The organism is Streptomyces sp. URMC 129 (assembly GCF_051386415.1).
GTDB lineage: Bacteria > Actinomycetota > Actinomycetes > Streptomycetales > Streptomycetaceae > Streptomyces.
Genome location: NZ_JBPQTQ010000005.1, coordinates 46,425 through 73,305 on the forward strand (window position 1 = coordinate 46,425; position 26,881 = coordinate 73,305).

Sequence of the window (26,881 nt, forward strand, 5' to 3'; positions counted from 1 at the left end):
CGCGGACGCTCCGGCTCAGAACCAGATGTTGCTCGTGCCCGAGGCCTGCGCCCCCGTGTCCTTGGCCGCGCTCTCGCCCTGGGCGGAGGCGACACCGGCGGACGCCGCCGTGATCAGCAGAGCTGCGAGAACGCTGACAGCAAACTTCTTCACGGGTTCCCTCTTCCGTGTCCACATAGACGAACATGAGTGGCATGTTGGCCCAATCATGCTCACGAGCATTCACGAGGAAGTCGATAGAGTCGCTGTGGCATCATCTCGCCTGTCAGGTTGACGCCAAGGGGCTGGCTGATGTCGTTCAAGGAAGAAGAGCGTGCACGAATCCGGCGAAATAGACGCAGCGGTCACCCGAGTTTACCGCCTCCGCGTTATCCATCCCACGGACTCCGTGGAGCAGATTGCGGCAAGATCTGGCCTCACCCATGAAGAGGTGACGGACGCCGAGTCCCGGCTCTTCACACTCGGCCTGCTGCGTCCCTCGCCGGGCGGCGGCCGGGTGGCGATCAGCCCCGAGAGCGCCGCCGATGCCCTGCTGGCCCCCCTTGAGCAGGACATCCTCCAGCGCCGCATCGCGATGGCGACGACGCGCGCGCGCCTGCACTCGCTGTCCGGCGACTACCTGGAGGCCCGCAGCCTGCGCTCGGCCAAGAGCAGCATCGAGGTCGTGGAGGGCATCGACAACATCCGCGCCGTGCTGGACGACCTGGCCCGTACCTGTGTGAAGACCCTGGAGGCCCTGGTCCCGGGCCGGTTCCCGGAGGAGGCCATCCGCGCGGCCACGCCGCTGGATCTGGAGACCCTTGAACGCGGGGTGAAGACGCGGCAGTTGTGGCAGCAGTCCACGCGCAAGTACTGGGCGACGGTGCAGTACGCCGAGACGCTGATCGCGGCGGGCGCGCAGGTGCGCACCACCAGCGTGCTGCCGTCCCGGATGCTCATCTACGACCGCAGTTGCGCGGTGCTGCCGCTGGACCCCATGCACACGGCCGCCGGCGTCGCCCTGGTGCGCGACCCGTCCGTGCTCAGCTTCCTCCAGCAGCTCTTCGAGCACTACTGGGACCGCGCGCTGGACTTCTCCGAGGAGGACCAGAAGTCCGGTCCCGAGCCGACCGGCGTGGAGCGGGACGTGCTGCTGCTGATGGCGGCGGGCAAGAAGGACGAGGCCATCGCCCACCAGCTCGGCATGTCGCCCCGGTCCGTCAGCCGGATCGTGGCGCGGCTGATGGAGCGCCTGGGCGCCGACAGCCGGTTCCAGGCGGGTGCCCGGGCCGCGTTGAACGGGTGGCTGTCCTGACGGCGCGCGACCGGGACCGGGAGGGGTTCGGCGGCGGCGCGGCGGACGGCTCGACCGCCGTTTTCGAGCTGCTGGAGGACGAGCTGGACGCGGTGGCGGTCCGTGTCTACCAGCTCCGCGTGACGCACCCGACGGCTCTGGTGAGCCAGCTCGCGGCCCGCGCCGGCTGCACCGCCGAGGACGTCGCCGGGGCGGAACGGCTGCTCTCGCGGCTCGGGCTGCTCCAGCCGTCCCCCGGGGGCGGCTGGGTCGCCGTCAGCCCGGAGAGCGCCGCGGAGAGCCTTCTGGCGCCCCTGGAGCAGGACATCCTCCAGCGGCGGATCGCCATGGCGGCCACCAGGGAGCAGCTTCTGGCGCTGTCCGGGGACTACCTGGAGGCGCGCTCGATGCGCTCGGCCAAGAGCAGCATCGAGATCGTCGAGGGGCTGGACAACGTGCGGTCGGTCATCGACGACCTCGCCCGCACCTGCGCCGAGTCGCTGGACGCCCTGATACCGGGCGGCGGGGAGAACGAGGCGGCCGTCGGCGCGGCCCGGCCGCTGGATCTGGAGCTGCTCTCGCGCGGGGTGCGGATCAGGTCGCTGTTCCAGCACGCGGCCCTGAGGCACCGGGTCATCGCGCAGTACGTGGAGACGATCACCTCGGCGGGCGCCGAGGTCAGGAGCCTGAGCGTGCTGCCGTCGCGGGTCCTGATCTACGACGGGGCGTGCGCGCTGCTGCCGCTGGATGCCCGGCACACGTCGGCGGGGGCCGCGCTGGTGCGCGACCCGGCCGTGCTCAGCTTCCTGAGCCGCCTGTTCGAGCACTGCTGGTCGGAGGGCGAGGAGTTCGCCCAGCCGGAGACCGCCGGGCGGGACGGGGCGCCGTCCGGTCTGGACCGCGAGGTGCTGCTGCTGATGGCGGGCGGCCGGACGAACGAGGAGATCGCCCGGCGGCTCGGCGTCTCGCAGCGCTCGGTGAGCCGGATCGTGGCCCAGCTCATGACGCGGCTGGGCGCCACGAACCGCTTCCAGGCCGGGACGCGGGCGGCGCTGAACGGCTGGCTGACGTAGGGCACGTCCCGGGCCCGCACATGCCGCCGCCCGCGTCAGCGGCGCGAATCAGCCGTTCTTGAGCTGCTCCCGGACGGCGGGCACGACCTCCTCCGCGAACACCCGGCACTGGCGTTCGCGGTCCCGCACGGGCCAGAAGACGAAGGTGTTCATTCCGTAGTCCGTGTGCAGGACGGTGAGGGTTTCCACCCAGCGGGCCACGGGTCCGTTGAGGGCGTCTCCGTCCTGTTGCGCGATTGCTCCCGCAACGTTGTAGAGCCGGGTCAGCTCCCCGGGGTCCCGGCCCGCCTCCTGTGCGGATTCTGTGATGATCGCGTTCAGCCCGGGCAGCTGCCGCGGGGGCACGTAGGAGCTGGACACCGACCAGCCGTCCGCCTTGGCGCCCACCAGCCGCACCGCCTTCGGGCCGATCACGCCGAGCCAGATGCCGATGTCGTGCGCGGGCACGGGACCGGGGCGCACCCCCGGCACCGTGTAGTGGGTGCCGCCGGCCGCGAACGGCCGGCCCGCCCACGAGGCCCTGATGATGTCGATGGCCTCGCCCAGCGCGGCACGCGCCTCGCCGCGGGTCCGCCGGGGGCCGCCCATGCCGGTCACGCCGTCGGGGAACGCGCCCGCGCCCAGGCCCAGCTCGAACCGGCCGCCGCTGAGCACGTCGATCGAGGCGGCCTGCTTGGCGAGCATCGCGGGGGGCCGCAGCGGCAGGTTGGCCACGTTGGGGAAGAAGCGCACCGAGCGGGTCCCGGCCGCCAGCCAGGTGATGAGCGTGAGGGTGTCGACGAAGTCGGCGTTGTACGGGTGGTCCTGGACGCCGACGTACTCCAGGCCGGCGGTGTCGGCGATCTCCGCGATCCGGGCCGCGGCCGGCAGACCGGCACCGTGCGGATCGACGTTGAGACCGAACCTGACGGGCAGCGCCATGTGTCGTTTCCTTCGGTTGGGGGTGGGTGCGGCCACCCGGGTTTCATTTCTCGCCGATGCGGGACAGTGCCCTGGCGAGCAGGTCCTGCTCCTCGGCGGTGAGCCGGTCGAGCAGCAGCTCGCGGACGATCCGCGCCTGCAGTGGCACGGCCCGGTCGAGGGCGGCCTTGCCGGCCGGTGTGAGGGCGACGAGCACCCCGCGCCGGTCGTCCGGGTCACCCGTGCGGGTGACCAGGTCCTGCTGCGCCAACCGCACGAGCAGCCTGCTCAGCGACGGCTGGGTCAGCCGGACGGCCGGGGCGAGGTCCCGCACGCGCAGACCGGGCGGCGGGGCGCCGTCGAGACGGACCAGGACCTCGTAGTCGTTGATGGTCAGGCCGCAGGTGGCGAGCGCGGCGCCGAGGTCCTCGGTGACCCGGGCGTGCGCGGCGGCCAGCGCGGCGAAGGCGCGGGCGCAGGTGTACTCGTCGTGTTCCACGGCGGCTAGCGTGGCACCCCGGACCAGGTGCGGATGGTGTCGAGGATGTGCTCCTCCTCGTAGTCCAGGTGCGGCAGGAGGTCGGCCGCGAGCGCGCGGAGGGCGGCGACCAGGCGGTCCCGGGCGGCGGAGTCGTCGCCCCCGCCGAGCCCGCGGGCGGCGGCCTCGGTCTCCTCCAGCAGCCTGGTCACGCGGACGTGTTCGGCCTCCAGCCGGTCCACGACCGGGCCGAGGTCCGGGTTGGTCGCGCGCAGCGCCGGGAAGATCGCGGCGGACTCGATCCGGTGGTGGCCGTGGACGACGTTGCAGTACTGGAGGCAGTTCACCTTGAGCTGCCACAGCGGCCCGTTGACCTGGAGCGCGCGGAGGGCGGCCGTCACCGCGTCGGCGGAGAGGCCCTTCGCCACCTCGTCGGCCAGCTTCGTGACGGTGTCCAGGTCGCGGCGCACCATGTCGTGCACCCACAGCAACTGGGCCGCCAGCGCCTCGCCCTGCGGGTGGGAAGCGCTCACCGGCGCGTGGCCGTTCGATACATACGCATGTATCGAATGCTACACGGCACGGCGGGCGGCGCCGGGGGCGAGCAGCCGGAAATCCGCGTCGGGCAGCCAGGACCCGGCGGGCCGGCGCAGCCAGCCGCCCGCCGCCGCCAGGGTGTCCGCCGCGGCGAGCAGGGCGTCCAGCCCCGGATGCCGCAGGCCGCGCCGCCACACGACGGAGACGGGGGCCAGCGGCACGGGGTCGGTCAGCGGGCGGAGCACCATGCCGGGCAGCCGCACGAACTCCTCGCTGGCCAGCACCGACCAGCCCTGCTTGCGCACCACCCGGGCGAACTCGTCGTCGCCCTCGATCTTCGGGAACGGCGCGGCCAGGCCGATGCCGCGCCCGGCGAACAGCGCGCGGGCGTAGTCCGTCCACTCGGTCGTCTCGTCGTTGCCCGCCGCCGCGTAGAGCGTCTCCCCCGCCAGGGCGGCCAGCGGCACCTCGGGCAGCGCCGCCAGCGGATGGCCGTCCGGCAGCACGACCGCCACCCGCTCGTACCGCACGAGCCGGTGCCGGAGGCCCGCGCGGACCGCGGGGGACAGCCCGGCCACCCGGCCGAACGAGACGTCCACCCGGCCGCCCGCGATCTCGGCCGCGCCCCGCGCCAGGCCGCTGTGGAAGCGGGCGACGAACTCCAGCTCCGGAGCCGCCCGGCGGGCCTCGGTCAGTACCCGGTGCCCGGTGGCGACGGGCGCGGCGACGTCCACCACGAGCGGCCGGTCGCGGCCCGCGCCGAGCGCCCCGGCCAGCTCGTCGTGGGCGGCCAGCGCCCGGCGGGCGTACGGCAGCAGCCGCTCGCCCTCGGCGGTGAGCGCGACCTGCCGGGTGCTGCGCGTGAACAGGGGCGCGCCCCACTCGCGCTCCAGCCGCCGGATGTCGCGGCTGAGCGCCTGCTGGGCGACGAGGAGCCGGGCGGCGGCCCGGGTGAAGTGCAGCTCCTCCGCGACCGCGGCGAAGGCGCGCAGCAGGCGGGGATCGGTGTCGCGGGGCACGGACCCATTCTGCGCCCTCGGCGGCGATTGACAACAGGAACGCGTGAATGCCCACCGAGCAGGTGTTGGACGCGGGCACCGGCCCCCGGAAGGGTGACGGGCATGCCGCACTCCCCCGCTCCCCGCGTCCGCTACCGGACGCTCCTCGCCCAGCCGGGCGCCCTGGCGTTCACCCTGCCGAACCTGGTCGCTCGGCTGCCGATGGGCATGTTCAGCGTGGCCGCGGTCATCATGATCACCGCGCACCACGGCTCCTACGCGCTGGCCGGCGCGGTGCAGGCCACCGGGCTGCTCTCCTCGGTGGTCGCCGGGCCGCTGCTCGCCCGGCAGGTGGACCGGCGCGGCCAGGCCCGGGTGCTGGTGCCCGCCGTCGCCGTCTGCGTGACGGGGCACGTCGCGCTGCTGCTGTGCGTGCTGCTTGGGGCGCCGGTGTGGAGCTGGTTCTGCTGCGTGCTGCTGACCGCCACCACCCCGAACACGGGCGGCATGTCCCGGGCCCGGTGGGCGCACATCTTCCGGGAGCCGACGCCGGAGCACGCCGCCGCCCGGCACACCGCGAACGCCTTCGAACAGGCCCTGGACGAGCTGTGCTTCATGTGCGGCCCGGTGCTGGCCGCGTTCCTGTGCACCGCGCTGTTCCCCGAGGCGGGCACGGTCACCGCCGCCGCCCTGCTGCTGGGCGGCACGCTGGCGTTCGCCGCGCGGCGCGACACCGAGCCCCCGCCCGCGCCGGCGCGCGCGGGCGACGGCCCGGGGCCGCTGCGGGCACCGGGGATGCCGCCGCTGCTGGCGGCGTTCCTCTGCGCCGGGGCGATCTTCGGCTCGCTGGAGGTCGTCACCCTCGCCTTCGCCGACGCGCGCGGACAGCAGGGCTGGGCGGGGCCGGTGCTGGCCGGGCAGGCCGCCGGCTCCGCCGCGGCCGGGCTGCTGTTCGGCGCGCTGCGGCTCGGGGGCTCGCCGCGCGGGCGGTTCGCCGCCTGCGCGGCGGCGATGGCCGCGCTGACGACGCTGCCGGCGCTGGCCGCCCGGACCGGCTCGCTGCTCCTGCTGGCCCCCGCGCTGCTGCTGGCGGGCATGGCCACGGCACCGACCATGGTCACCGGCATGTCCCTGGTCCAGCGCGTGGTGCCCCCGGGCCGCCTCAACGAGGGGATGACCCTTGCCGTGACGGCCCTGCTCGGCGGCATCGCGCTGGGCTCGGCGGGCGGCGGCTGGGCCGTGGAGCACCTGTCCGGCGGCGCCACGGCCGCTTACGGGGCGCCCGCCCTGGCCGCCCTCCTGACCGCCGCCCTCGCCGCCGCCGGTCACCGCCGGCCGTCCGGGCGCCGCGGACCGTCCAGGCGCTACAGACCGTTCAGGAAGTCGGCCGCCACGGGACCGGCGTCCCGGCCGCCCGAGCCGCCGTCCTCCAGCATCACGGCGAAGGCGAGGTCACGCTCCCCCAGGTAGCCGATGATCCAGGCGTTGGTGGACAGGTCCCCGTCCTCGGTGCGGAACTCGGCGGTCCCCGTCTTGCCGTGCGGCTCGCCCGGCACGTCGCGCAGCGCCGAGGCCGAGCCCTCGGTCACGGTGTCGCGCATCATCGTCCGCAGCGCCTCGACCGTCTCCGGGCTCAGCGCGGTGGTGGCCTCGTGCCGCTGCTCGACGGCGTCGGGCACGAGCCACGGCTGGCGGAACGTCCCGTCCGCGACGGTGGCCGCGACCGACGCCATCACCAGCGGGCTGGCCTGCACCTGGCCCTGGCCTATGAGCGAGGCGGCGAGCGCGTTGGGCGAGTCGGCGGCGGGCACGCTCCCGTCGAAGGTCACGGCGCCGACGTCCCACACGGCACCGATGCCGAACGCCTGTGCCGTCCGGTTGATCGTGTCGCCGTCGAAGCGGTCGAGGTTGTCGATGAACGCGGTGTTGCAGGACGCGGTGAACGCGTCGTGCAGCGTGGTGCCGGGACCCAGCTCGAACTCGTCCTGGTTCTCGAAGCGCTGGCCCTCCACCGTCGCGTACCGGGGACAGCCCAGCACGTCGTCCGGCCCGGTGCCCGCCTCCAGCAGCGCGGCGGCCGTGACCACCTTGAACGTGGAGCCCGGGGCCAACTGCCCCTCCAGCGACCGCGCGAAGCCGTCTGCCGGCCAGTCCGCCGCCGCCAGCACGTTCCCCGTGGAGGGCTGCACCGCGACGATGGACCCCTCCCGGCCGAGATCCGCGAGCGCCGCCTCGGCCGCCCGCTGCACGTCCAGGTCGATCGTCGTCCGGACCGGCGTGCCCGGCTCGCCGCCCTCCCGCTCGTACAGCGTCTCCACGGCCTCCCCGGACTCGCGGTCGGCTGTCACCACCGCCCCGGCCGCCGTGCCGGTGAGCTGGTCGTCGTAGCGGCTCTGCAGCCCGGACGCGCCCGCGCCGGTGTCCGGGTCGAGCGCGCCGACCACCGAGCGCGCGGCGTGCGCCAGCGGCCTGGTGTCCTCCTGGAACTGGAGCCCCGCCACCCCCCGCAGGGCCGTCTCGTGCTCCTCGAACACGGCCTCCCTGAGCGTCACCACCGGCACGGCCCGGTCCGGCTCGGCCGCCTCCACCCGGTCGGCCAGCGCCTCGGTGTCGATATCCGCGCCGAGGCCGTCGAGCACCTCGTACGCCGCGTCCGGGTCGGTGAGCCGGGCCGGCCATATGCTCACGTCCCAGACCACGGACGGCCCGGCCAGCTCCTCGCCGCCCGCCGCCAGGATCGGGGCGCGCTCGGGCTCCCCGGTGGTGAGGACCAGCGTCTGCCCGTCCGCGAGCGCGGGGTGGACCAGGGCCGGCTCCCACCGCACGGTCAGCTCCTCGCCGCCCTCCCCGTCCGGCAGCAGCACCGCCGAGGAGTCGTACGACCACTCCCCGAGCCCTTCGAGGACGAACGTGGCCGTGAAGGGCACGGTGTAGGCGCCGTCCTCCCCCTCGGTCACCTCCTCCGTGACCTCGAACGCCAGGCTCTGCGGCCGCATGTTCGTCGCGACGGACTCCAGCAGCGACCGCGCGGCCTCGGCGTCGTCCGTCAGCGCGGCGGCGGCCGGGGCATCGCCCGCGGCCCACGCGTCGAGGAACCGATCGGCGCCCTCCCGCGCCCGCGCCGCCCCGTCGTCCCCCGCGCCGCCCCCGCGCAGCAGCAGCACGGCCACGACGGCCAGCGCCGCCACGACGGCGACCCCCGCCAAGATCGTTGTACGTCCCACCCTCTTGCTCATGGGCCGCACCCTACCCGCGGCCTCTGACAGAGCGCTGCCCCTCAAAGGCCCCGAAAAACGACAACCCCGTCCCGGAGGTCCGGAACGGGGTCGAAGGGGCACCCGCTGACGAGTGCCTTCGTGGAGATGGCGGGAATCGAACCCGCGTCCAACGGAGCAGAAGGAGGGCTTCTCCGAGCGCAGTCCGCTGTGCTTTTCTCGGCCCCGGAGATCACGCGGACAAGTCTCCGACGGGCTCAGTCACTGTGTGATGTTCCGCAGGCTCCCGTGACCGGAGCCATTGGTGAGTTCCCTAGCTGATGCCAGGATCCGGGGCGGGAACGCCCCCGGGCTGACACTTCGCGAGTCGCTGCTCAGGCAGCGAGGGCGAAGGAATCGCGCTTGGTGTTGGCGATTATTTTTTCGCGGCACATGGTTAACGAGATCATTGCCGCGTTCCTCGGCTCGCTTCCCCTGCTTCGACATCCGCTGTCGAAACCGATCATCCCCATGTTCAGTTAACAAGCTGCCCGCCGGGATCATTCCCTGGCACCCAGCGGTGCGCGTGCACGCTCCAGTATACGCCAGACGTCACGCCCGCTGCCGACGACGCGCCGCCGACATCGCGCGTTCCGCCTCACGGCGGTCCTGCTTCTCCCGCAGCGTCTGCCGCTTGTCGTACTCACGCTTGCCGCGCGCCAGCGCGACCTCGACCTTCGCCCGCCCGTTCATGAAATACAGCGCGAGCGGCACCAGCGTGACGCCGGTCTCCTGCGTCTTGCCGATCAGCTTCTCGATCTCGGCACGGTGCAGCAGCAGCTTCCGCTTCCGGCGCGCGCTGTGATTGGTCCACGTGCCCTGCGCGTACTCCGGGATGTGCACGTTGTGCAGCCACACCTCGGTGCCGTCGAGCTGCGCGAAGCCGTCCACCAGGGAGGCGCGGCCCTGCCGCAGCGATTTCACCTCGGTGCCGGTCAGCACCAGACCGCACTCGTACGTATCCAGGATGTGATAGTCGTGCCGCGCCTTCTTGTTCTGCGCGATCAGCTTACGACCCGTCTCTTTAGCCATGACCTGCCCACTCTACTGGCTGACGCCCCGCTGACGAGCGGTTATTCACCGGTCGCCAGGCCGCTGAGCACCGTCCGCGCCTCCGCCTCGGCGTCCTCGCCCGGCTCCACCACCAGATCGGGCACGATCCCGTCGTCGTCCACCGTCCGGCCCGAAGGCGTCGCGTAGTGCCCCACGGTCAGCTCGGCCACCGAGCCGTCGGGCTGCTCGCTCGGCATCTGGACGGTGCCCTTGCCGAACGTGCGCGAGCCGACGATCACCGCGCGGTTGCGGTCCTGGAGCGCGCCGGTCAGCATCTCCGCCGAGCTCATCGTGCCGCCATCCACCAGCACCACCAGCGGCGTGGCCGTGTCGCCGTCGGCCTCCGCGTGCAGCGCGTGCTGCTCGCCGCGCACGTCGTACGTCGCGACCAGGCCGCCGTCGAGGAAGACGGACGCGGCGTCGGCGGCCTCGGTCAGCAGCCCGCCCGCGTTCCCCCGCAGGTCGAGCAGGATGCCGTCGCCCTCGGGCACGCTCTCCACGGCGGCGCGCAGCAGCTCGGCCGAGCCGCGCGTGAACGAGCTGACGTGAACGCGCGTGACGCCGGGGACGTCCCGGCTCACGGTCACCGGCTCCACCGCCAGCCTGGCCCGCTCCACCTCGGTCTCCCAGCGGTGGCCGTCCCGCTCCAGCCCGAGGAGCACGGTGCTGCCGGGCCCCGCCGCCTCCTCCTGGTCGCTGCCCCGCAGCCGGCCCACGGCGTCGGTCACGGGCCGGCCGTCGACGCCGACGCCGTCGATGGTGCGGATCTCGTCGCCCGGCTGGACGCCCGCCTCCTCGGCGGGGCTCCCGGCGTGGACCTCGCTGACCTCGATCCGGCCGTCGGCGGTGCGGATCACCGCTATGCCGGTGCCGACGTACTCCCCCTCCAGGCCGCGCTCGACCTCCGCGTACTCCTCGGCCGTGTACACGGCAGACCAGCGGTCGTGGCCGCCGCTCGCGGGCTCACCGGCGTCGCCGGGCACCGCGAACTCCGACCCGCCGGCCGGCTCCGGCCAGGAGCCGGTGGCCGCGCCGGCCGCCAGGACACCCGCGAAGACGCACGCCAGGACCGCACCGCGCCGCATGAGGCGGGATGAAGTGATGTGACGCGGGCGTGACATGGTGCGGAGTTTAGGACACGGACAGGGGGCGTATGACAGGTGAACTAAGAAGCAGTGCGGAGAAAAATCACAACCGGCTTACACCTTCAGGTACTTGAAGAGTGCGAAGAAAGCTGCCACGGCGGGCATCAGGGCACCGCCCACCAGGATGAGCGGCAGCACCGACAACACGGCGTCCCAGCCGATGAACTCGATCACCGGGATGCGTTCGGCCAGGAAGTTGTTGATCGCGAAGAACTTGACGCCGATCAGCAGGAAGCAGGCGAACACCGCGCCCAGCAGCCCCGCGATCGTGGCCTCCAGGATGAACGGGAGCTGGATGTAGAAGCTGGACGCGCCCACCAGCCGCATGATGCCCGTCTCACGCCGGCGGCTGAACGCGGAGACGCGCACGGTGTTGACGATCAGCAGCAGCGCCACGACGAGCATCAGCAGCATGAGGCCGAGCGCCGCGTAGTTGACGCCGTTGAGCAGGTTGAACAGGTTCTCCAGCAGCGAGCGCTGGTCCGTCACGGACTGCACCCCCGGCCGGCCCGCGAAGGCGGAGGAGATCACGTCGTACTTGGTCGGATCCGTCAGCTTGACCCGGAAGGACTCCTGCATCTGGTCCGGGGTGACCACGGCGGCGATGGGGGACTCCGCCTGCTGCTCCTGGTAGTGCTCGTACGCCTCCTCCGCCGACTCGTAGTACACCTCGTCGACGATCTCGTACTCGCGCAACTCGGCCTCGATCGTCTCCTTCTGCTCCTCGGTGACCGCGCCGCGCGAGCAGGCCGGGTCACCGGACTCGGCGTCGTTGGCGTTGCACAGGAAGATCGACACCTCGACCCGGTCGTACCAGAAGTCCTCCATGCTGTTGACCTGCTGGCGGGCCAGGAGCGAGCCGCCGAACAGCGCCAGCGAGAGGGCGACGGAGACGATGACCGCGAGGGTCATCGTGACGTTGCGGCGGAGACCGACGCCGATCTCCGACAGGACGAAGTGGGCGCGCATCGCGTCCTTCCAGTGCTCTCGTGCTCGTGGGTCAGTGCTGGTAGCCGTACACGCCGCGCGTCTGGTCGCGGACGAGGCGGCCCCGTTCGAGTTCGATCACGCGCTTGCGCATCTGGTCCACGATCTGCGCGTCGTGGGTCGCCATGACCACGGTGGTGCCGGTGCGGTTGATGCGGTCGAGCAGCTTCATGATGCCGACGGAGGTCTGCGGGTCGAGGTTGCCGGTGGGCTCGTCGGCGATCAGCAGCAGCGGGCGGTTGACGAACGCGCGCGCGATGGCGACGCGCTGCTGTTCACCGCCGGACAGCTCGCCGGGCATCCGCTCCTCCTTGCCGCCGAGGCCGACCAGGTCGAGCACCTCGGGAACGGTCTTGCGGATCTGGCCCCGGGACTTGCCGATGACCTCCAGCGCGAACGCGACGTTCTCGGCCACGGTCTTGTTGGGCAGCAGCCGGAAGTCCTGGAAGACGGTGCCGAGCTGGCGGCGGACCTGCGGGACCTTCCAGTTGGAGAGCCGGCCGAGGTCCTTGCCGAGCACGTAGACGTTGCCGGTGGTGGCTCGTTCCTCCCGCAGTAGCAGCCGCAGGAAGGTGGACTTGCCGGAGCCGGACGAGCCGACGAGGAAGACGAACTCTCCTCGCTCGACCTCCAGGGAGACGTCGTACAGCGCCGGCGCGTTCTGCCGGGGGTACGTCTTGGAGACATTGTCGAATCGGATCACGGTTACACCATGTCGGGGCTGGGTACGGGGGGTAACACCCTCTGCGAGAGGGTGGCTCCCCCTCGCTGGGGCAGACCATACGCGAAGCGGCGCCGGGTGCGCAGTCAGCGTTCGAAGCCGTCCCCTTTGTCCGCCTCTGGCCTCGGGTTCTGCGTTTCGCCCCCGGGCCTGGCACAGTAGAGAACAAGGGGGGACACGAGAGGAGACGGTCGCATGATCGCCGACTGGCTGGTGTGCGCGAACTGCACGGGGCGGGTGAGCGAGGGCCGGTGCGCCGTGTGCCGGGCCGAGCTGGCCCGGCTGCGCGAGGCGCGCACTCCCTGGGCCGCTCTCGGCAGCCCCGCGACCCTGGTCGCCCTGCTGCTGACGCTGGCCGCCGTCGCGCTGCTGGTGGCACGCCCGGCCTGAGCGGCCTCACGGACACAGACGACGGGCCCGGAGCGAGAGGTGTCGCTCCGGGCCCGTCGCCGTGTCGCCGACGTCAGTCCGTCCGCCGTCAGGCGGGGGTCGCGTCCTTGGTGATCAGACGCGGCAGGTAACGGAAGCCGACGCCGCCCGCGATCATGGTCGCGGCGCCGATGATCAGCAGCGCCTGGTTGGTGGAGGAACCGGTCTCGGCCAGCTCGCCCTGGTCCCCGGAGGGGCTGGGGGCGGCCTCGGTGAGGTCCTCGGTCGGGTCGTCCTGCTCGATCGGGTTGCCCTGGCCCTCGGTGTTCGGCTCGGGGCCACCGGCGGCGGAACCGCCGCTGGTCAGACCGCCGACCTCGGCGCCGCCCTCGTCACCGCCACCGGCTTCCTCGCCACCACCGGCCTCTTCACCGCCACCGGCTTCCTCGCCGCCACCGGCCTCTTCGCCACCACCGGCCTCTTCACCGCCACCGGCTTCCTCGCCGCCACCGGCCTCTTCGCCACCGCCGGCCTCTTCACCGCCACCGGCTTCCTCGCCACCGCCGGCCTCTTCACCGCCACCGGCTTCCTCGCCGCCACCGGCCTCTTCACCGCCGCCAGCCTCTTCACCGCCACCGGCTTCCTCGCCACCGCCGGCCTCTTCGCCACCGCCGCCGATGCTGGCGGTCGCGCTGGCGCCGCCGCTGATGAGGCCGCTGACGAGACCGTCCGGGTTGTCGGTGGTCGTCTCGGCCTTGGCGCTCGGGCTCGCCGTCGCCGTGCCGACCACGGCGAGCGACGCGCCCGCCGCGAAAACAGCGGCCGCGGCGACTCGCGCCATGTTGGCCCGCGTCTTGGGACTGGCCATGTATCCACTACCCCCTGTAGCTGTTCATCTGGTGACAGTGTTCCGTCTGTGGGGCAGCCTCACGCAAGGGCCGCGGCGGAGCAGGGGGCTTCCGGCCGGTCTCGACTCGCCCCTCGCGCAACACGCACCCCAGAACTCAGGCATGCCAGACGAACAGCTTTCCTGTTGATCGCATATGCGTCAAGCAGGATGTCCGGTAAATACCTTCCGGGCGGTGGAAGTTGCGTGAAGGTTACTTCTCCCGCTGTTTCCGCCAGCGGATTCCCGCTTCGAGGAAGTCGTCGATATCGCCGTCCAGAACGGCCTGCGGGTTTCCGACTTCGTGTTCCGTGCGCAGGTCTTTGACCATCTGGTACGGCTGCAGCACGTAACTGCGCATCTGGTTGCCCCAGGAGTTCCCCCCGTCGCCCTTGAGGGCGTCCATCTTCGCCTGCTCCTGGGCCCGTTGGTGGGCCAGCAGCCGGGACTGGAGGACGCGCATCGCGGCGGCGCGGTTCTGGATCTGGGACTTCTCGTTCTGGCAGGAGACGACGATGCCGGTCGGGAGGTGCGTGATGCGGACCGCCGAGTCCGTCGTGTTCACCGACTGGCCGCCGGGACCGGAGGAGCGGAAGACGTCCACCCGGATCTCGTTCTCCGGCACCTCGATGTGGTCGGTCTGCTCCACCACGGGCAGCACCTCGACCCCGGCGAACGAGGTCTGGCGGCGGCCCTGGTTGTCGTAGGGGGAGATCCGCACCATCCGGTGGGTGCCCTGCTCGACGGAGAGCGTGCCGTACGCGTAGGGCGCCTTGACGGCGAAGGTGGTCGACTTGATGCCGGCCTCCTCGGCGTACGAGGTGTCCAGCACCTCCGTGGGATAGCCCTTGCGCTCGGCCCAGCGCAGATACATGCGCTGCAGCTGCTCGGCGAAGTCCGCCGCGTCCACGCCGCCCGCCTCCGCGCGGATGCTGACCATGGCCTCGCGCTGGTCGTACTCGCCGGACAGCAGGGTGCGGACCTCCAGCTCCGCCACCGCCTTGCGGACCGACTCCAGCTCGGTCTCGGCCTCGCGGCGCGCGTCGGCGTCGCTCTCGGTCTCCGCCAGCTCGAAGAGAATCTCGACGTCCTCGATCCGGCCGCGCAGCTCCTCGGTCTTGCGAAGCTGGCCCTGGAGCAGGGAGAGCCTGCTGGTCACCTGCTGGGCGTGCTCGGGGTCGTCCCAGAGGCTGGGCGCCGCGGCCTGCTCCTCCAGCGCGGCGATGTCCGCCCTGAGCTGGTCGAGGTCGATCACGGCCTCGATCGACTCCATGGTGGAGGTGAGGGATTTCAGAGCTTCGGATACATCGAGGACTGCCACGCCTCCAGCGTAACCGCTGGAACTCAGGGGACGACCGGGTCGTCGATTTCCTCCACGCCCGGTGCGTTCCCGTCGTCGCGCCCGCCGCCGTCACCGCCGCCGCCGGAGAGCAGCAGCCAGCCGCCCAGCGCACCGGCTCCCACCAGCCCGGCGGCCGTCGCCGCCAGCCGGCGCCTGCGGCGGGCGGCGGCCTGGTGCTTGGCGGAGCCGGCCCGGGGCTGGCCGGGGGCGCGCACGACGCGGGCGGTGCCGTGCGCGCCGCCCGCCAGCTCGTCCGCGTCGGGGACGCGCATCCGCGTGTGCGTCGCCCGCTCCGAGTCGGGCGCCGAGCCGCGCACCAGCGGCACGGCGGTGCGGGTGCCGCCGGAGGCGGGCCCGCCTCCGGCGGCACCGGCGGGGACGGCGGCCGTGGGGGCCGCCGCGGCGGGCGGCTGGTCGGCCGGGGCGGCCAGCGGGTCGCCGATGTCCAGCGGCGGCAGGCCCACCAGCGCGGGCTGGAGCTCGCGCAGCCGGGAGGCCAGCTCCACGGCGCGCAGCCGCGAGGCGGGGGCCTTGGCCAGGCACTGCTGGATCAGCTCCCACAGCTCGCGCGGCAGGCCGGGCAGCTCGGCGGCGGTCTCGGTGACCTGCCGGCGCAGCACCGCCCCCGGGTGGCCGCCGCCGAACGGCGTGAACCCGGCGAGCAGCTCGTACAGCACGGTGACCAGCGCGTAGATGTCCACGGCGGCGCGCGGCGGCAGCCCCTCGACGATCTCGGGGGCCATGTAGTCCGGGGTGCCGACCACGCCGCCCTTGCCACCGTGCCGGTGCGGCTCGTCGATGAGCTTGGCCACGCCGAAGTCGGTGAGCAGCGCCCTGGGCTCGGGGGCGGTGGTGTCCAGCAGGATGTTCTCCGGCTTCACGTCCCGGTGGACGATCCCGGCGGCGTGCGCGACGGCCAGTCCCGAGGCGACGCCCGCGGTGATCGCGACGGCCTCGTGCGGGGTCAGGCGCCGCTCGCGTTCCAGGTGGCGGCGCAGGTCCGGGCCGCGGACCAGGTCCATCACCAGCGCGATGTCGCGGGCGTCGGCGCCGCCGATGACGAGGTCGCGGACGCCGACGATGTGGGGGTGCTCCAGGCCGAGCAGGGCGTGCCGTTCATGGGCGAAGCGCTCGGCGAGATCCCGGTCCGCGGCGAGGTCCTCGCGCAGGACCTTGATGGCGACGGGGCCCTCGGGCCCCTCCCCGAGCCACACCGTGCCGGCGCTGCCGCGGCCGAGCACACGGTGGGCTGTGTAGTGGCTGCCGATGTTCCGTGCCATGGCGTGAGGCTACGACGCCGGTCCGGCGACGACAGGACACCATGCCCGGCTTGCCCTCTTTTCAGGGCATGCCCCGGTGAAATTCCACCCCCGGAAGTCGATAAATCTCCGGGGTTATTCGTTGTTCGGGATGCTGTTCTGGATGTCCTCGCCGGTCTGCTGGGCTTCCTCGATCAGGCCGAGCATTTCGCGGACGTCGTCGTACCAGTCGGTGACGGTGTCCCAGAAACTGCGGCCGTCCGCGATCCAGTCCTGGAGGGGTGTGAAGTTCCACACGAGGAAGACGATGACCGCCAGGAGCACCAGCATGAACAGGCAGCCCTTGAGACAGCCGAGCCCCGGGATGCGCATGGGGTTCGCGCTGCGTGACCGGCCGCGCGGCTCGGGGGCGCGGCGGGGCCGCGGCTCCTGGTAGGGCGGCGGCACCGGGCGCTGGTACTGCTGCGGCTGGTGGTACTGCGGGGGGTAGGGCTGCTGCTGGGGCTGCTGGTACGGCGGCGGGTAGCCGTAGTCCCGCTGCTGCCGGGGCGGGGGCGGCGGCTGGGGCTGGCGGTGCTGCGGGCGCCGCTGCGGCGGCTGCTGGGGCTGCCGCCGCGGGGCGCGGTGCAGCGGGTCCTGCGCGGGGGTCACCGGCTGGACGCGGGTGGGCTCGTTGCGGTCCCTGGCCCGCTTCAGCTGGTCGCCCCACGGGGGCGGGGCGTCGGGCGCCGGGGCGCCGGGCGGCGTGGGCATGGTCCGGGTGGCGTCGACGCCGGGGTCGTTGCCGGGGTCGGCGCCGCCGTGCTGGGGCAGGACGCTGGTCGCGGCGAACGGGTCGGTGCCTGGGCTCGCCGAGCCGCCGGGCAGCACCTGGGTCGGCTCGGCGGAGCCGGGCGGGCTGATGCCGGTGCCGGGCACCTTGACGGGCGCGGGGTCGGGGACGAGGAGCGCGGAGACGCCGAGGGCGGCCTGGCGCTGCTCGTGGCTGGCGCCCGGGGTGATCCCGGCGGCGACGGTGCGCAGCGCGCGGGCGAGGCCGGCGGCGCTGGGGCGCTCGGCGGGGTTCTTGCGCAGGCAGCACTCGGTGACGGTCCACAGCGGCCCGGGCATGCCGTCCGGGCGCCGGGGCTCCTCGGAGATGTGGCGCTGGAGGACCTGGAGGGTGCTGCTGCCGCTGAACGGCGGGTGGCCGGTGACCAGCTCGTAGAGCAGGATGCCGGCGCTGTAGATGTCGACGGCGGAGGTCTGCGGGCGGCCCTCGGCGGACTCGGGGGCGACGTAGGAGGGGCTGCCGACGAACTCGTGGGCGCGGGTGACGCCGGGTGAGTCGGCCAGCCGGGCGATGCCGAAGTCGGTGAGCATCGGGCGCAGCGGCTCGGCGTCGCCGCCGGCGCCGGCCAGCAGGACGTTGGCGGGCTTGAGGTCGCGGTGGACGACGCCCTTGGCGTGCGCCGCGGCGAGCGCGTCGGCGATCTGGGCGGTGAGCAGGGCGGCGCCGACGGAGGTGAGCGGCCCGTTCTCGTAGAGGTAGCGGTGCAGGTCGGGGCCGTCGATCAGGTCCATCACGAGCGCGATCAGCTCGCCCTCGACGACCAGGTCGCGGGTGCGCACGATGTTGGCGTGGTTGTCGCCGGACAGGCGCAGCAGCACGGACCGCTCGCGGAGGAAGCGCATGACGACATCGGGGTCGTGCGCCAGCTCCTCCTTGAGCACCTTGATCGCGACCTGCTCGCCGGGCTGCCCGGCGACGGCCGCCTCGTCGCCCGCGGCCTCGCGCTGGCGGGCGCGCCACACGGTGCCGGTGGCGCCGCGTCCGAGCGGCTCTTCGAGCAGGTACTTGCTGCCTACGGGCCGCACGCGCGCTCCCTGATGATCAACTGACCGGTGGTGACGAGATCCGGGCCCCTACTGTAGTGCCGCCGCACCGACGGTGGACGGCGGATGGTTCGGGCCCGCGACGGGAGGACGCCATGGGGGCAGCGCCCGGTTGCCGATCACTCATAGTCGGATCTGATCAGAATCTGCCCAATCAAGATCATGAGGGACCGACGGCGGGACCAACTGTCAGTGGCGGATGGGAGGATGCTTTCAGCATCAGCATCCGATGCGACGACTTGACGCGGGCGGGCGCGCGAACAGCCGGAGCCGGCGGGCGAGGTGACCGGGAGGGCCGATGCCGATCCAGATCAGGTTGACCGTTCTCGGTCACGGCGATGCCGCCGCCGGCGTCGACGTGCAGATCACCGCTCCCGCCGACACCCCCCTGTCGGACGTGCTGGGCGCGCTCGCCGCGGCGGTGACGCCGGGCTCGGCCGTGCCGGGCGCGGTGTTCTGCGAGGAGCGGCACCTCGATCCGCGCCGCACCCCGCTGGGGCAGCCGCCGCTGGTGGACGGCGCGGTGCTCTCCTTCCACCGGCCGGTGGAGGGCGCGGGCCGGGAGCGGGTGCCGGCCAGGCTGCTCGTGGTGGCCGGCCCGGACGCGGGCGGCGTGCACCTGCTGCGCGGCGGCGTCGCGCGGATAGGGCGGTCGGCCGGGGCCGACATTCCGCTGGACGACCCCGACGTCTCCCGGGCCCACTGCGCGATCGCCGTCGCCGCGGACGGCGCGGTCACGGTCACCGACCTGGGCTCGACGAACGGCACCACGGTGGACGGCGTGCCGGTCACCGGCGGTCCGGTGCCCGTGCGGCCCGGCGCCGTGCTGCGGCTGGGCGAGTCCGCGCTGCGGCTCGTCTCCGACGCCGCCGACCCCGCTCCGGCTGGTCCGGCTCCGGGGCCCGGGGCGCCCGCGCCCGGCGCCGCGCCCCGCGCGGCCCGCCGCGGGCTGACCGGCTGGGCGCTGAGCATGCTCACCGGGCCCGCCGAGGCCCGCGAGGAGCCCGTTCCGCCGCCCGCCGACCCGGCGGAGGACGCCGCCGCGGCCCGCTGGCCGGACCCGGCGACCGTGCTGCTCACCGCGCTGGAGCCGGGGCCGCGCCGCTGGGAGCGGGGCGGCACGCACCCGGACGCGTTCACCGTGCGGCTCGGCGCGGCCCAGCGCGCCTCGGGCGCCCTGCGGCCGGTCACGGTGGCCCTGCCGGAGGCGGGCTCGCTGGGCCTGGCCGGGCCGCGGGAGCGGGTCACCGGCGTGGCCAGGTCCGTGCTCGCGCAGCTGGCGGTCCTCCATCCGCCGAGCGCGCTGGAGCTGGTCGTACTCGCCGTGGACCGGACCGAGGAGTGGTCCTGGCTGGGCTGGCTGCCGCAGGTGCGCCCGGCGCGCGGGCAGGACTGCCGGCTGCTGCTGGCCTTCGACGCCCGGCAGGCGGCGGCCAGGACCGCCGAGCTGGCCGGGCTGCTCGGGCGCCCGCGCGGGGCGCGGCGCACGGTCGTGCTGGTCGACGGCGATCCGGGCTCCGACGAGGCGCGCGCGGCGCTGGCGCGGCTGGCGGCCGAGGGCCCGGCCGCCGGGATCCACCTCCTGGTGCTGGCCGAGACGGCCCCGGCCACGGCCGCCTCGCCGCTGGCCCAGACGCTCGACGCGGCCCGGGCCGCCTCGCCGCCGCTGGCCGCCTGCGGCACGGTGGCCGTGGTCAGCGGTCCGGTGGCCACCGCCCTGCGGCTGGTCGGCCCGGACGGCACGCCCGGGCCCGCGTCGGGGGCGGACGCGGTGTCCCTGGCCTGGGCCGAGCGGTGCGCGCGGGCCCTCGCTTCCGCCGCCGAGAGCGCCCCGGGCGGCGCCGGGGCGGCCCGGCCCGCGGGCCCGGCCGCCGCCGAGCCGCCGGAGAGCTGCCGGCTGCTGGACGCCCTGGAGCTGTCCCGGGTCACGCCCGACGCGCTGCGCGGCCGGTGGGCCGGGCAGTCCGGGCTGCCGCTGGTGCTGGGCGCGGGGCCCGAGGGCCCGGTGCGCGTGGAGCTGGCGGAGGCCGCCGGGCCGCTGGCCGTGACCGGCCCGCCGAAGTCGGGCCGGACGGAGCTGCTGGCCGCGGTGGCCGCCTCGCTGGCCGCCGCCCAGAGCCCGGCGGACCTGTCGCTGCTGCTGGTCGAGGGCGCGGGCGACGGGCTCGCGCCCTGCGCCGAGCTGCCCCACGTCGCCTCCTACCTGGGGGCCACGGACCCGGCCCGGATGCGGGCCTTCGCGCAGGCGCTGCGCGAGGAGCTGAAGCGGCGGGCCGCGCTGCTCGGCGACGCCGACTTCGCCGCCGCCCGGCCGGGCCCCGGCGGCCGGGTGATCGCCCCCCGCGCCGCCGAGCCGGAGGCCGCCCCCGGCGCCGCCGGTCCGGCCGACGCGCTGGGCCTGCCGGCCCCCGGCGGCGGCCCGCTGCCCTGGCTGGTGCTCCTCGTGGACGACTTCGACGCCCTGCTGGCGCCCCCGCTGGGCGCGCCGGGCCGCCAGGCGGCCGGGTCCGTGGTCCGCGCGGTGGAGGCCGCGGCCCGCGAGGGACAGCGGCTCGGTGTCCGGGTGGTCACCGCCGGGCGGGACGAGGCGGCGGCCGGACCGGCGGCGGCGCGGATCGTCCTGGCCGGGTCGCCCCCCGGCCGCGCCGAGCTGCTGTCCGGCGACGGGCGGGCGGTCACGTTCCAGGGCGGCCGGGTCACCGGCCGGATCCCGCGCACCTCGACCCTGCGCCCCACCGTCGTCCGGCTGGACTGGGCGCGGGCGGGCGACCCGCCCGCGGTCCGCCGCCCGGTGCGCGAGCTGGGGAACGGCCCGACGGACGTCGCCCTGCTCGCCAGCGCGGCGGCCCGCGCCGCGCGGACGGACCGGGCGACGACGACCACGGCCACCCTGGTGTGAGCGGAAATGTGAGCATGTGCAACGGTTTCCTTCCGGACTTCTCCAGAATGTGCGCATGGAAGACCGATAACAGCCCGGTCACAAACGCAACGTGACGGCGACCGCGCTCTTGCCGCTTCCATGAACCGGGCGTAGTCATGCCGTGGAGGACATGCGGCGTGGCAGGCCCCGGGCACCGGTGGGGCGTTGCCGCTTCGACACGGATGAGGCGGTGCTCATGCGCGGTTCGGGCCGGCGACCCCGGCGGAGGACCACCCGCGCGGCGGCGGCGATGATCGCCGCCGGCGCGCTGACGCTGACCGCGTGCGGCGGTGACGACGGCGAGGAGCGGACCGGACCGCCACCGTCGATCGACCTGCCCGACCTCAGCGGAGAGTCGCTGGAGGTCGCCGCCGTGTGGACCGGCGCCGAGCGGGACAACTTCCTGCGGGTCATGGACCAGTTCGAGGCGCTGACCGGCGCGTCGGTGAGCTTCGTGCCCAGCGGCGACAACGTCTCGCAGTTCGTCGGCAGCAAGATCGAGGGCGGCTCGCCGCCGGACGTGGTGATGGTCCCGCAGCCGGGCGTGCTGCACGAGTTCGCCGAGAACGGCTGGCTGGGGCCCGTGGACGCGTCCGTGCAGCGGCAGTTGGACGCCAACTACACGGAGGGCTGGCAGGACCTGGCCAACCACGACGGCACTCAGTACGGCGTCTACGTGAAGGCCGCCAACAAGTCGCTGATCTGGTACAGCACCGCGGCGTTCGAGTACGCCGGCGTCGACGCCCCCGCCACCTGGGACGACTTCATCACCACCGCCTGGACGGTGTGGGAGTCCGGCACCACCCCGGTCTCCGTGGCCGGCGCCGACGGCTGGACCCTCACCGACTGGTTCGAGAACGTCTATCTCTCCCAGGCCGGGCCCGAGATGTACGACCGGCTCACCGCGCACGAGATCCCGTGGACCGACCCGAGCGTCACCGAGGCGCTGACCACCCTCGGGGAGCTGTTCGGCTCCCCGCAGCTGCTGGAGAACGGCAACGACGGCTCGCTCCAGACGGATTTCCCGACCTCCGTCACCCAGACCTTCATCGACCTGGAGACCCCGGCCGCGGGCATGGTCTTCGAGGCCGACTTCGTCGGGTCGGTCATCAGCGACAGCACCGACGCCGTGATCGGCGAGGACGCCCGGGTCTTCCCGTTCCCCGCCGTGGGCGACGAGCCGCCCGTGGTCAGCGCGGGCGACGTCGCCGTGGCCATCGCCCCGGACGGCGAGGCGAGCGAGGCCCAGCAGGCGCTGCTCGCCTTCCTCGCCTCCACCGACGCCGCGCGGACCTGGGCCGAGGGCGGCGGCTTCGTCTCGCCCAACAAGTCGCTGGAATTCGACGCGTACCCCAACGAGGTGCAGCGCGGCATCGCGGAGGCGCTGATCGCGGCGGGCGACGACTTCCGGTTCGACATGTCGGACCAGACCCCCGGCGCCTTCGGCGCCACGACCGGCCAGGGCATGTGGCAGGGCCTGCAGAACTTCCTGCGCGACCCCGACGACGTCGCCGGGGCCCAGGCGTACCTGGAGTCCCAGGCGGCCCGCGCGTACGGCGACTGACCCCAGCGACGACGGACGGAGAGCGAGCTTCCATGGCATCCGGCAAGGCGGTGATCAAGTCCCGTCCCTGGACGGTCGCGTGCTTCCTGCTGCCCGCGCTGGTGCTGCTCGGGGCGCTGGTCGTCTATCCCATCGGGTACTCGGTGTGGCGCAGCCTGTTCGACGCGTCGGGCAAGGACTTCGTCGGCCTCGACAACTTCCGGGAGATGTTCAGCAACGACGCGATCAGGACCGCGCTGCGCAACAACCTGATCTGGATCGTCGTCGCCCCGGCCCTCACCACCGCGCTCGGCCTGATCTTCGCGGTCCTGACCGAACGCATCCGCTGGGCCACCGCGTTCAAGCTGATCGTCTTCATGCCCATGGCCGTCTCCATGCTGGCCGCGGGCATCATCTTCCGGCTGGTGTACGAGCAGGACCCGGACCGGGGCGTGGCCAACGCGCTGGCCACGACCGTGCACGACACGTTCGCCGGCAGCTCGTCCTGGCCCGACGCCCAGCCGCGCCCCGGCGGCCCGGTCGAGGCCCAGGACGACGGCTCGTACCTGCTGACCGAGCCCGTCGAGGCGGGCTCGCCCGTCCTGGTGCCGCTGGTCGCCGTGCCGCAGCCGGAGCTGGCCGACGCCGAGCCCGCCGCCGTGGCGGCGGCCCGGCCCGGCGAGGTCTCCGGCACGGTCTGGATGGACTTCACGCGCGGCGGGGGCGGCACGCGGGACGCGGTGGACCCCGGGGAGCGCGCCCTGGCCGGGATCACCGTGGAGGCGGTGCGGGACGGCACGGTGGTGGCCGAGGCCGAGACCGCCGAGGACGGCACGTTCACCCTGCCCGCCGAGGCCGACGGCGCCCGGGTGCGGCTGGCGGCCGACAGCTTCACCGCCCCCTACAACGGCGTCGAGTGGCTCGGCCCCGACCTCATCACCCCGGCGATCATCGGCAGTTACGTGTGGATGTGGGCCGGCTTCGCGATGGTGCTGATCGGCGCGGGACTGGCCTCGGTGCCCCGGGAGACCCTGGAGGCGGCCCGCGTCGACGGCGCCAACGAGTGGCAGGTCTTCCGCCGCGTCACCGTCCCGATGCTGGCCCCGGTGCTCGCCGTGGTGCTGGTGACGCTGATGATCAACGTCCTCAAGATCTTCGACCTCGTCTACGTCATCCCGCCCGCCTCCAGCCAGGCCGACGCGAACGTGCTGGCCCTCCAGCTCTACCTGTCGTCCTTCGGCGCCGGAGCCGACCAGGGCGTGGGCAGCGCGATCGCGGTGTTCCTGCTGCTGCTCGTGGTGCCCGTGATGATCTTCAACGTGCGCAGGCTGCGACGGGAGAACCGACGGTGACCGCTCCCACCACAACCGACCGACTGCCGGACCCGGCGGGCGTTCCGCCGCAGCCCGCCGAGGGACCGCCCCGGCGCCCGCTCGCGTCGCGGCTGGCCTCGCTCGCCGCCGGGAGCACGATGCGCGTCGTCCTCGCCGTGCTCGCCGTCGTCTGGCTGCTGCCCACCGCCGGGCTCTTCGCCTCCTCCTTCCGCGACGCGCGCGACATCGCCTCGTCCGGCTGGTGGGAGGTGCTGACCGACCTGGACCAGCTCACCTGGTCGAACTACGACGCGCTGCTCGCCAACGACAACTTCACCGGCTCCATAGGGACCACGGTGGCGATCACCGTCCCGTCCACCCTGCTGGTCGTGGTGCTCGGCTCGCTGGCGGCCTACGCGTTCGCCTGGCTGGACTTCCCGGGCCGCGACGGGTGGTTCCTGCTGGTCGTGGCGCTTCTGGTGGTCCCGGTGCAGGTGGCCCTGATCCCGGTGGCGCGGCTGTTCAACACCCTGGGCATCTTCGAGACGACGCTCGGCGTGGTGCTCTTCCACTCGGCGTTCGGTCTGCCGTTCGCCATCTTCCTGCTGCGGAACTTCTTCGCGGACATCCCCCGCGAGCTGCTGGAGGCCGCCCGGCTCGACGGCGCGGGCGAGATCCGGCTCTTCCTCCGGGTGGTGCTGCCGCTGGGCGGACCGGCGATCGCCGCGCTGGCGATCTTCCAGTTCATGTGGGTGTGGAACGACATGCTGATCGCGCTGATCTTCGCGGACAACGGCTCGCCGCCGATGACGATCGCCCTCCAGCAGGAGATGCGCCAGTTCGGCAGCAACTTCGACGTCCTGGCCCCGGGCGCGTTCCTGACCATGATCATCCCGCTGGCGATCTTCTTCGCCTTCCAGCGGCAGTTCGTCACGGGAGTGATGGCCGGCGCCGTGAAGTAGGGGTCGCGTCCGGTGGACGCCGCGTCCGACGGAACGCTGCGTCCGATTGAACGAATGCGTCCCCGCGACACCCGCCGCATGCGCGGAAAGACATCCATGAAGAGCGATTGTCGGATCGTCCGTGTAATCCGACGTGTCGCCCCCGGGATGTGCCGTGCCCCGCTTCAGCATCATCGTGCCCGCCCACCAGGTGCAGGCGTATCTCCCGGCCTGCCTGGCGTCCGTGCTCTCCCAGGACTGCCGCGACCTGGAACTGATCGCGGTGGACGACGCCTCGCCCGACGCCTGCGGCGACATCATCGCCGAGGCCGCCGCGGCCGACGACCGGGTCACCGGCCTGCGGCTGCCCGCCAACGCCGGCCCGGGACCGGCCCGCAACGCCGGGCTGGCCCGCGCCACCGGCGAGTACGTCCTCTTCCTCGACGGCGACGACACGCTCGCCCCCGGCGCGCTGGCCGCCGTCGCCACCCGGCTGGCCGCCGCCGGTGACCCGGCGCTGCTGCTGTTCGACCACGCCCGCGTCTCCTGGGACGGCACGGTCGCCCCCGGCGCACCCCCCGGACTCCTCGCCGAGCACGGCCCGGCCGCCTTCCCCCTCACCCACCGGCCCGCCCTGCTGCGCCTGCCGCCCGTCGCCTGGTCCGCCGCCTACCGCCGCGACCTGCTCGCCCGGCACGGCCTGCGGTTCCCGCCCGGCCACTACCAGGACGTCCCCTTCCTCTACCCCGCGCTCGCCGCCGCCGACTCCATCGCCGTCCTCGACCGCGTCTGCGTGCACCACCGCGGGCGCCGCACCGGCGGCCGGGCGCGGAACGCGGGCCGCGGCCACCTGGACATCCTGGCCCAGTACGAACGGCTCTTCGCCCGCCTCGCCGCGGTCCCCGGCGGCGACCGCTGGCGCCCGGCGCTCTACCGCCGCATGGTCGACCACCTCGGCACCGTCTACCGCACCCGCGGCCTGGTGCCCGCCGCCGACCGCGCCGAGTTCTTCCGGCTGGGCGCCGCGCTCTGCCGCCGCCACCGGGCCGCGGCCGGCGCCACCGCGATCGGCGGCGGCCGGCGCCACCGCCGCGCCGGGCTGCGGCAGCTCCTGCTCCGCCTCGGCGCCCGCCGCGCCTTCCACATCCTGTGGACGGGCCACCGCCTGGCCCGCCGGATGCGCGAACGGACCGGCCGCCGCCTGCGCGCCGCCCTGCTCCGCGCGCACTACCGCTGCCAGTTGCGCCGCCCGCTCGACCCCGGCCTCGCGGTCTTCGCCGGGGGCGGCAGCGGCGGCCACGCCTGCCAGCCCGCCGCCATCGAGGCGAAGCTGCGCGAGCTGGCCCCCCGCATCCGCACCGCCTGGGTGACCCCGCCCGGACCGGAGCGGCACCCGCTCCCGGCCGGGGCGCGGCGGCTCGTCCCCGGCACCGCGCCCTACTGGACGGCCGTCGCCCGCGCCCGCTACCTGGTCAGCAGCGCCGGCTTCCCCCCGGCCCTGGTCCGGCGCCCCGGCCAGCTCCGCCTCCAGACCCACCGCGGCACCCCCCTCGCCCACGCCGGTCTCGACGCGCCCGGCCGCGACATCCCCCGGCTGCTGCGCCAGATCGACGGCTGGGACTACTGCCTCTCCGCCAACCGCCACTCCACCCTCGCCTGGGAGGGCGCCTACCCGGCCGACTACCTGACGCTGGAGTACGGCTCCCCCGCCGCCGACGTCTTCCACACCGCGAGCGCCGACGACGTGCTCCGCCTGCGGGCCGGGCTCGGCATCCCCGACGGCGTGCTGGCCGTGCTCTACGCCCCGGCCCGCCGCCGCCACCCGCGCGGCCACCTGCCGCCGCTGGACTTCGAGCGGCTGGCCGGCCGGCTCGGCCCCGGCTTCCTGCTGCTGGTCCGCGACCCGTACGGGCCCCACGGCCCCTGCGCGCCCGGCGCCCCGGACGTGACCAGCAGCCAGGTGCCGTTGAGGGGCCCGGGGGCGGCCGGTGCGCCGCCGGTGCGGGGCTTCCAC

At 73.9% G+C, this 26,881-nt stretch carries 23 protein-coding genes and 1 other RNA gene; 9 read left to right on the forward strand and 15 right to left on the reverse strand.

Annotation, left to right across the window (positions count from 1 at the left end; translation table 11 throughout):
- Nucleotides 1-15: 15 nt before the first annotated feature.
- Nucleotides 16-153, reverse strand: coding sequence for a hypothetical protein (locus tag ACSNOC_RS02400; RefSeq protein ID WP_436745506.1), 138 nt, complete (start codon nt 151-153; stop codon nt 16-18).
- A 277-nt stretch (nt 154-430) separates the two neighbouring features.
- On the opposite strand from ACSNOC_RS02400, the gene ACSNOC_RS02405 reads away from it, so the two are divergent.
- Nucleotides 431-1,294 (forward strand): helix-turn-helix transcriptional regulator, encoded by an 864-nt coding sequence (locus ACSNOC_RS02405; protein WP_436745507.1) that lies wholly within the window; start codon nt 431-433, stop codon nt 1,292-1,294.
- The gene (locus ACSNOC_RS02410; protein WP_436745508.1) at nt 1,282-2,346 is read left to right on the forward strand and encodes a LuxR C-terminal-related transcriptional regulator; all 1,065 of its coding nucleotides are present in this window, start codon (nt 1,282-1,284) and stop codon (nt 2,344-2,346) included. Before ACSNOC_RS02405 ends, ACSNOC_RS02410 begins: the two co-directional genes overlap by 13 nt.
- A gap of 48 nt (nt 2,347-2,394) precedes the next feature.
- Here ACSNOC_RS02410 and ACSNOC_RS02415 read toward each other — a convergent pair whose 3' ends face one another.
- The 4 genes from ACSNOC_RS02415 to ACSNOC_RS02430 are packed head-to-tail and all read right to left on the reverse strand — an operon-like array spanning nt 2,395 to nt 5,280.
- Nucleotides 2,395-3,267: an LLM class flavin-dependent oxidoreductase gene (locus ACSNOC_RS02415; protein WP_436745509.1), complete on the reverse strand. Its 873-nt coding sequence runs from the start codon at nt 3,265-3,267 to the stop codon at nt 2,395-2,397.
- Between the two features lie 43 nt (nt 3,268-3,310).
- Nucleotides 3,311-3,745, reverse strand: a complete 435-nt coding sequence (locus tag ACSNOC_RS02420) for a MarR family winged helix-turn-helix transcriptional regulator (RefSeq protein WP_436745510.1) — start codon at nt 3,743-3,745, stop codon at nt 3,311-3,313.
- Between the two features lie 5 nt (nt 3,746-3,750).
- Nucleotides 3,751-4,257 (reverse strand): hemerythrin domain-containing protein, encoded by a 507-nt coding sequence (locus tag ACSNOC_RS02425; protein ID WP_436745511.1) that lies wholly within the window; start codon nt 4,255-4,257, stop codon nt 3,751-3,753.
- Nucleotides 4,258-4,296: 39 nt separating this feature from the next.
- Complete coding sequence (locus ACSNOC_RS02430) at nt 4,297-5,280, reverse strand: LysR family transcriptional regulator (protein WP_436745512.1); 984 nt, start codon at nt 5,278-5,280, stop codon at nt 4,297-4,299.
- A 102-nt stretch (nt 5,281-5,382) separates the two neighbouring features.
- Between ACSNOC_RS02430 and ACSNOC_RS02435 the strand changes: the two genes are divergently transcribed.
- Entirely contained in the window at nt 5,383-6,729 is a 1,347-nt protein-coding gene (locus ACSNOC_RS02435) for an MFS transporter (protein ID WP_436745513.1), read from the forward strand.
- Here ACSNOC_RS02435 and ACSNOC_RS02440 read toward each other — a convergent pair.
- The 6 genes from ACSNOC_RS02440 to ftsE form a co-directional block, all read right to left on the reverse strand.
- Nucleotides 6,624-8,495 (reverse strand): penicillin-binding transpeptidase domain-containing protein, encoded by a 1,872-nt coding sequence (locus tag ACSNOC_RS02440; RefSeq protein WP_436745514.1) that lies wholly within the window; start codon nt 8,493-8,495, stop codon nt 6,624-6,626. The genes ACSNOC_RS02435 and ACSNOC_RS02440 overlap by 106 nt on opposite strands.
- A 118-nt stretch (nt 8,496-8,613) precedes the next feature.
- Nucleotides 8,614-8,984: a transfer-messenger RNA gene (gene ssrA / locus ACSNOC_RS02445) on the reverse strand.
- 81 nt (nt 8,985-9,065) lie between these two features.
- Nucleotides 9,066-9,545 carry an SsrA-binding protein SmpB gene (smpB, locus tag ACSNOC_RS02450; protein ID WP_436745515.1) on the reverse strand — a complete coding sequence of 160 codons (480 nt, stop codon included), beginning with the start codon at nt 9,543-9,545 and terminating at the stop codon, nt 9,066-9,068.
- A gap of 41 nt (nt 9,546-9,586) precedes the next feature.
- Nucleotides 9,587-10,687 carry a S41 family peptidase gene (locus ACSNOC_RS02455; protein ID WP_436745516.1) on the reverse strand — a complete coding sequence of 367 codons (1,101 nt, stop codon included), beginning with the start codon at nt 10,685-10,687 and terminating at the stop codon, nt 9,587-9,589.
- A gap of 78 nt (nt 10,688-10,765) precedes the next feature.
- Nucleotides 10,766-11,680: a permease-like cell division protein FtsX gene (ftsX, locus tag ACSNOC_RS02460; RefSeq protein ID WP_436745517.1), complete on the reverse strand. Its 915-nt coding sequence runs from the start codon at nt 11,678-11,680 to the stop codon at nt 10,766-10,768.
- Nucleotides 11,681-11,711: 31 nt separating this feature from the next.
- Nucleotides 11,712-12,401 carry a cell division ATP-binding protein FtsE gene (gene ftsE / locus ACSNOC_RS02465; RefSeq protein ID WP_436745518.1) on the reverse strand — a complete coding sequence of 230 codons (690 nt, stop codon included), beginning with the start codon at nt 12,399-12,401 and terminating at the stop codon, nt 11,712-11,714.
- A gap of 213 nt (nt 12,402-12,614) precedes the next feature.
- Here ftsE and ACSNOC_RS02470 point away from each other — a divergent pair, with 213 nt between their 5' ends.
- Complete coding sequence (locus tag ACSNOC_RS02470; protein WP_436745519.1) at nt 12,615-12,809, forward strand: hypothetical protein; 195 nt, start codon at nt 12,615-12,617, stop codon at nt 12,807-12,809.
- 88 nt (nt 12,810-12,897) lie between these two features.
- Here ACSNOC_RS02470 and ACSNOC_RS02475 read toward each other — a convergent pair whose 3' ends face one another.
- The 4 genes from ACSNOC_RS02475 to ACSNOC_RS02490 form a co-directional block, all read right to left on the reverse strand.
- Complete coding sequence (locus ACSNOC_RS02475) at nt 12,898-13,656, reverse strand: LPXTG cell wall anchor domain-containing protein (RefSeq protein ID WP_436745520.1); 759 nt, start codon at nt 13,654-13,656, stop codon at nt 12,898-12,900.
- A 232-nt stretch (nt 13,657-13,888) separates the two neighbouring features.
- Nucleotides 13,889-14,995: a peptide chain release factor 2 gene (gene prfB, locus ACSNOC_RS02480; protein ID WP_436745521.1), complete on the reverse strand. Its 1,107-nt coding sequence runs from the start codon at nt 14,993-14,995 to the stop codon at nt 13,889-13,891.
- A 23-nt stretch (nt 14,996-15,018) separates the two neighbouring features.
- Nucleotides 15,019-16,296, reverse strand: coding sequence for a serine/threonine-protein kinase (locus ACSNOC_RS02485; protein ID WP_436745522.1), 1,278 nt, complete (start codon nt 16,294-16,296; stop codon nt 15,019-15,021).
- Between the two features lie 114 nt (nt 16,297-16,410).
- Nucleotides 16,411-18,132: a serine/threonine-protein kinase gene (locus tag ACSNOC_RS02490; RefSeq protein WP_436745523.1), complete on the reverse strand. Its 1,722-nt coding sequence runs from the start codon at nt 18,130-18,132 to the stop codon at nt 16,411-16,413.
- Nucleotides 18,133-18,448: 316 nt separating this feature from the next.
- On the opposite strand from ACSNOC_RS02490, the gene ACSNOC_RS02495 reads away from it, so the two are divergent.
- The 5 genes from ACSNOC_RS02495 to ACSNOC_RS02515 form a co-directional block, all read left to right on the forward strand.
- Entirely contained in the window at nt 18,449-21,049 is a 2,601-nt protein-coding gene (locus ACSNOC_RS02495; protein ID WP_436745524.1) for an FHA domain-containing protein, read from the forward strand.
- A gap of 217 nt (nt 21,050-21,266) precedes the next feature.
- On the forward strand, nt 21,267-22,634 hold the full coding sequence (locus ACSNOC_RS02500; RefSeq protein WP_436745525.1) for an ABC transporter substrate-binding protein: 1,368 nt from the start codon (nt 21,267-21,269) through the stop codon (nt 22,632-22,634).
- 32 nt (nt 22,635-22,666) lie between these two features.
- Nucleotides 22,667-23,965, forward strand: coding sequence for a carbohydrate ABC transporter permease (locus tag ACSNOC_RS02505; RefSeq protein ID WP_436745526.1), 1,299 nt, complete (start codon nt 22,667-22,669; stop codon nt 23,963-23,965).
- 23 nt (nt 23,966-23,988) lie between these two features.
- A complete protein-coding gene (locus ACSNOC_RS02510) occupies nt 23,989-24,888 on the forward strand; it encodes a carbohydrate ABC transporter permease (protein WP_436745534.1) in 900 nt (299 codons plus the stop codon).
- Nucleotides 24,889-25,042: 154 nt separating this feature from the next.
- Nucleotides 25,043-26,881 (forward strand): bifunctional glycosyltransferase/CDP-glycerol:glycerophosphate glycerophosphotransferase (locus ACSNOC_RS02515; RefSeq protein ID WP_436745527.1); only part of this gene is annotated, 1,839 nt, incomplete at its 3' end.

Bases quoted from the DNA above. Each gene is read 5' to 3' on its own strand.
- ftsX (WP_436745517.1), bottom strand. From the start codon at position 11,680: ATGCGCGCCCACTTCGTCCTGTCGGAGATCGGCGTCGGTCTCCGCCGC.
- smpB (WP_436745515.1), bottom strand. From the start codon at position 9,545: ATGGCTAAAGAGACGGGTCGTAAGCTGATCGCGCAGAACAAGAAGGCG.
- ACSNOC_RS02495 (WP_436745524.1), top strand. From the start codon at position 18,449: ATGCCGATCCAGATCAGGTTGACCGTTCTCGGTCACGGCGATGCCGCC.
- ACSNOC_RS02500 (WP_436745525.1), top strand. From the start codon at position 21,267: ATGCGCGGTTCGGGCCGGCGACCCCGGCGGAGGACCACCCGCGCGGCG.
- ACSNOC_RS02455 (WP_436745516.1), bottom strand. From the start codon at position 10,687: ATGTCACGCCCGCGTCACATCACTTCATCCCGCCTCATGCGGCGCGGT.
- ACSNOC_RS02505 (WP_436745526.1), top strand. From the start codon at position 22,667: ATGGCATCCGGCAAGGCGGTGATCAAGTCCCGTCCCTGGACGGTCGCG.
- ACSNOC_RS02435 (WP_436745513.1), top strand. From the start codon at position 5,383: ATGCCGCACTCCCCCGCTCCCCGCGTCCGCTACCGGACGCTCCTCGCC.
- ACSNOC_RS02415 (WP_436745509.1), bottom strand. From the start codon at position 3,267: ATGGCGCTGCCCGTCAGGTTCGGTCTCAACGTCGATCCGCACGGTGCC.
- ACSNOC_RS02485 (WP_436745522.1), bottom strand. From the start codon at position 16,296: ATGGCACGGAACATCGGCAGCCACTACACAGCCCACCGTGTGCTCGGC.
- ACSNOC_RS02440 (WP_436745514.1), bottom strand. From the start codon at position 8,495: ATGAGCAAGAGGGTGGGACGTACAACGATCTTGGCGGGGGTCGCCGTC.
- ACSNOC_RS02475 (WP_436745520.1), bottom strand. From the start codon at position 13,656: ATGGCCAGTCCCAAGACGCGGGCCAACATGGCGCGAGTCGCCGCGGCC.
- ACSNOC_RS02470 (WP_436745519.1), top strand. From the start codon at position 12,615: ATGATCGCCGACTGGCTGGTGTGCGCGAACTGCACGGGGCGGGTGAGC.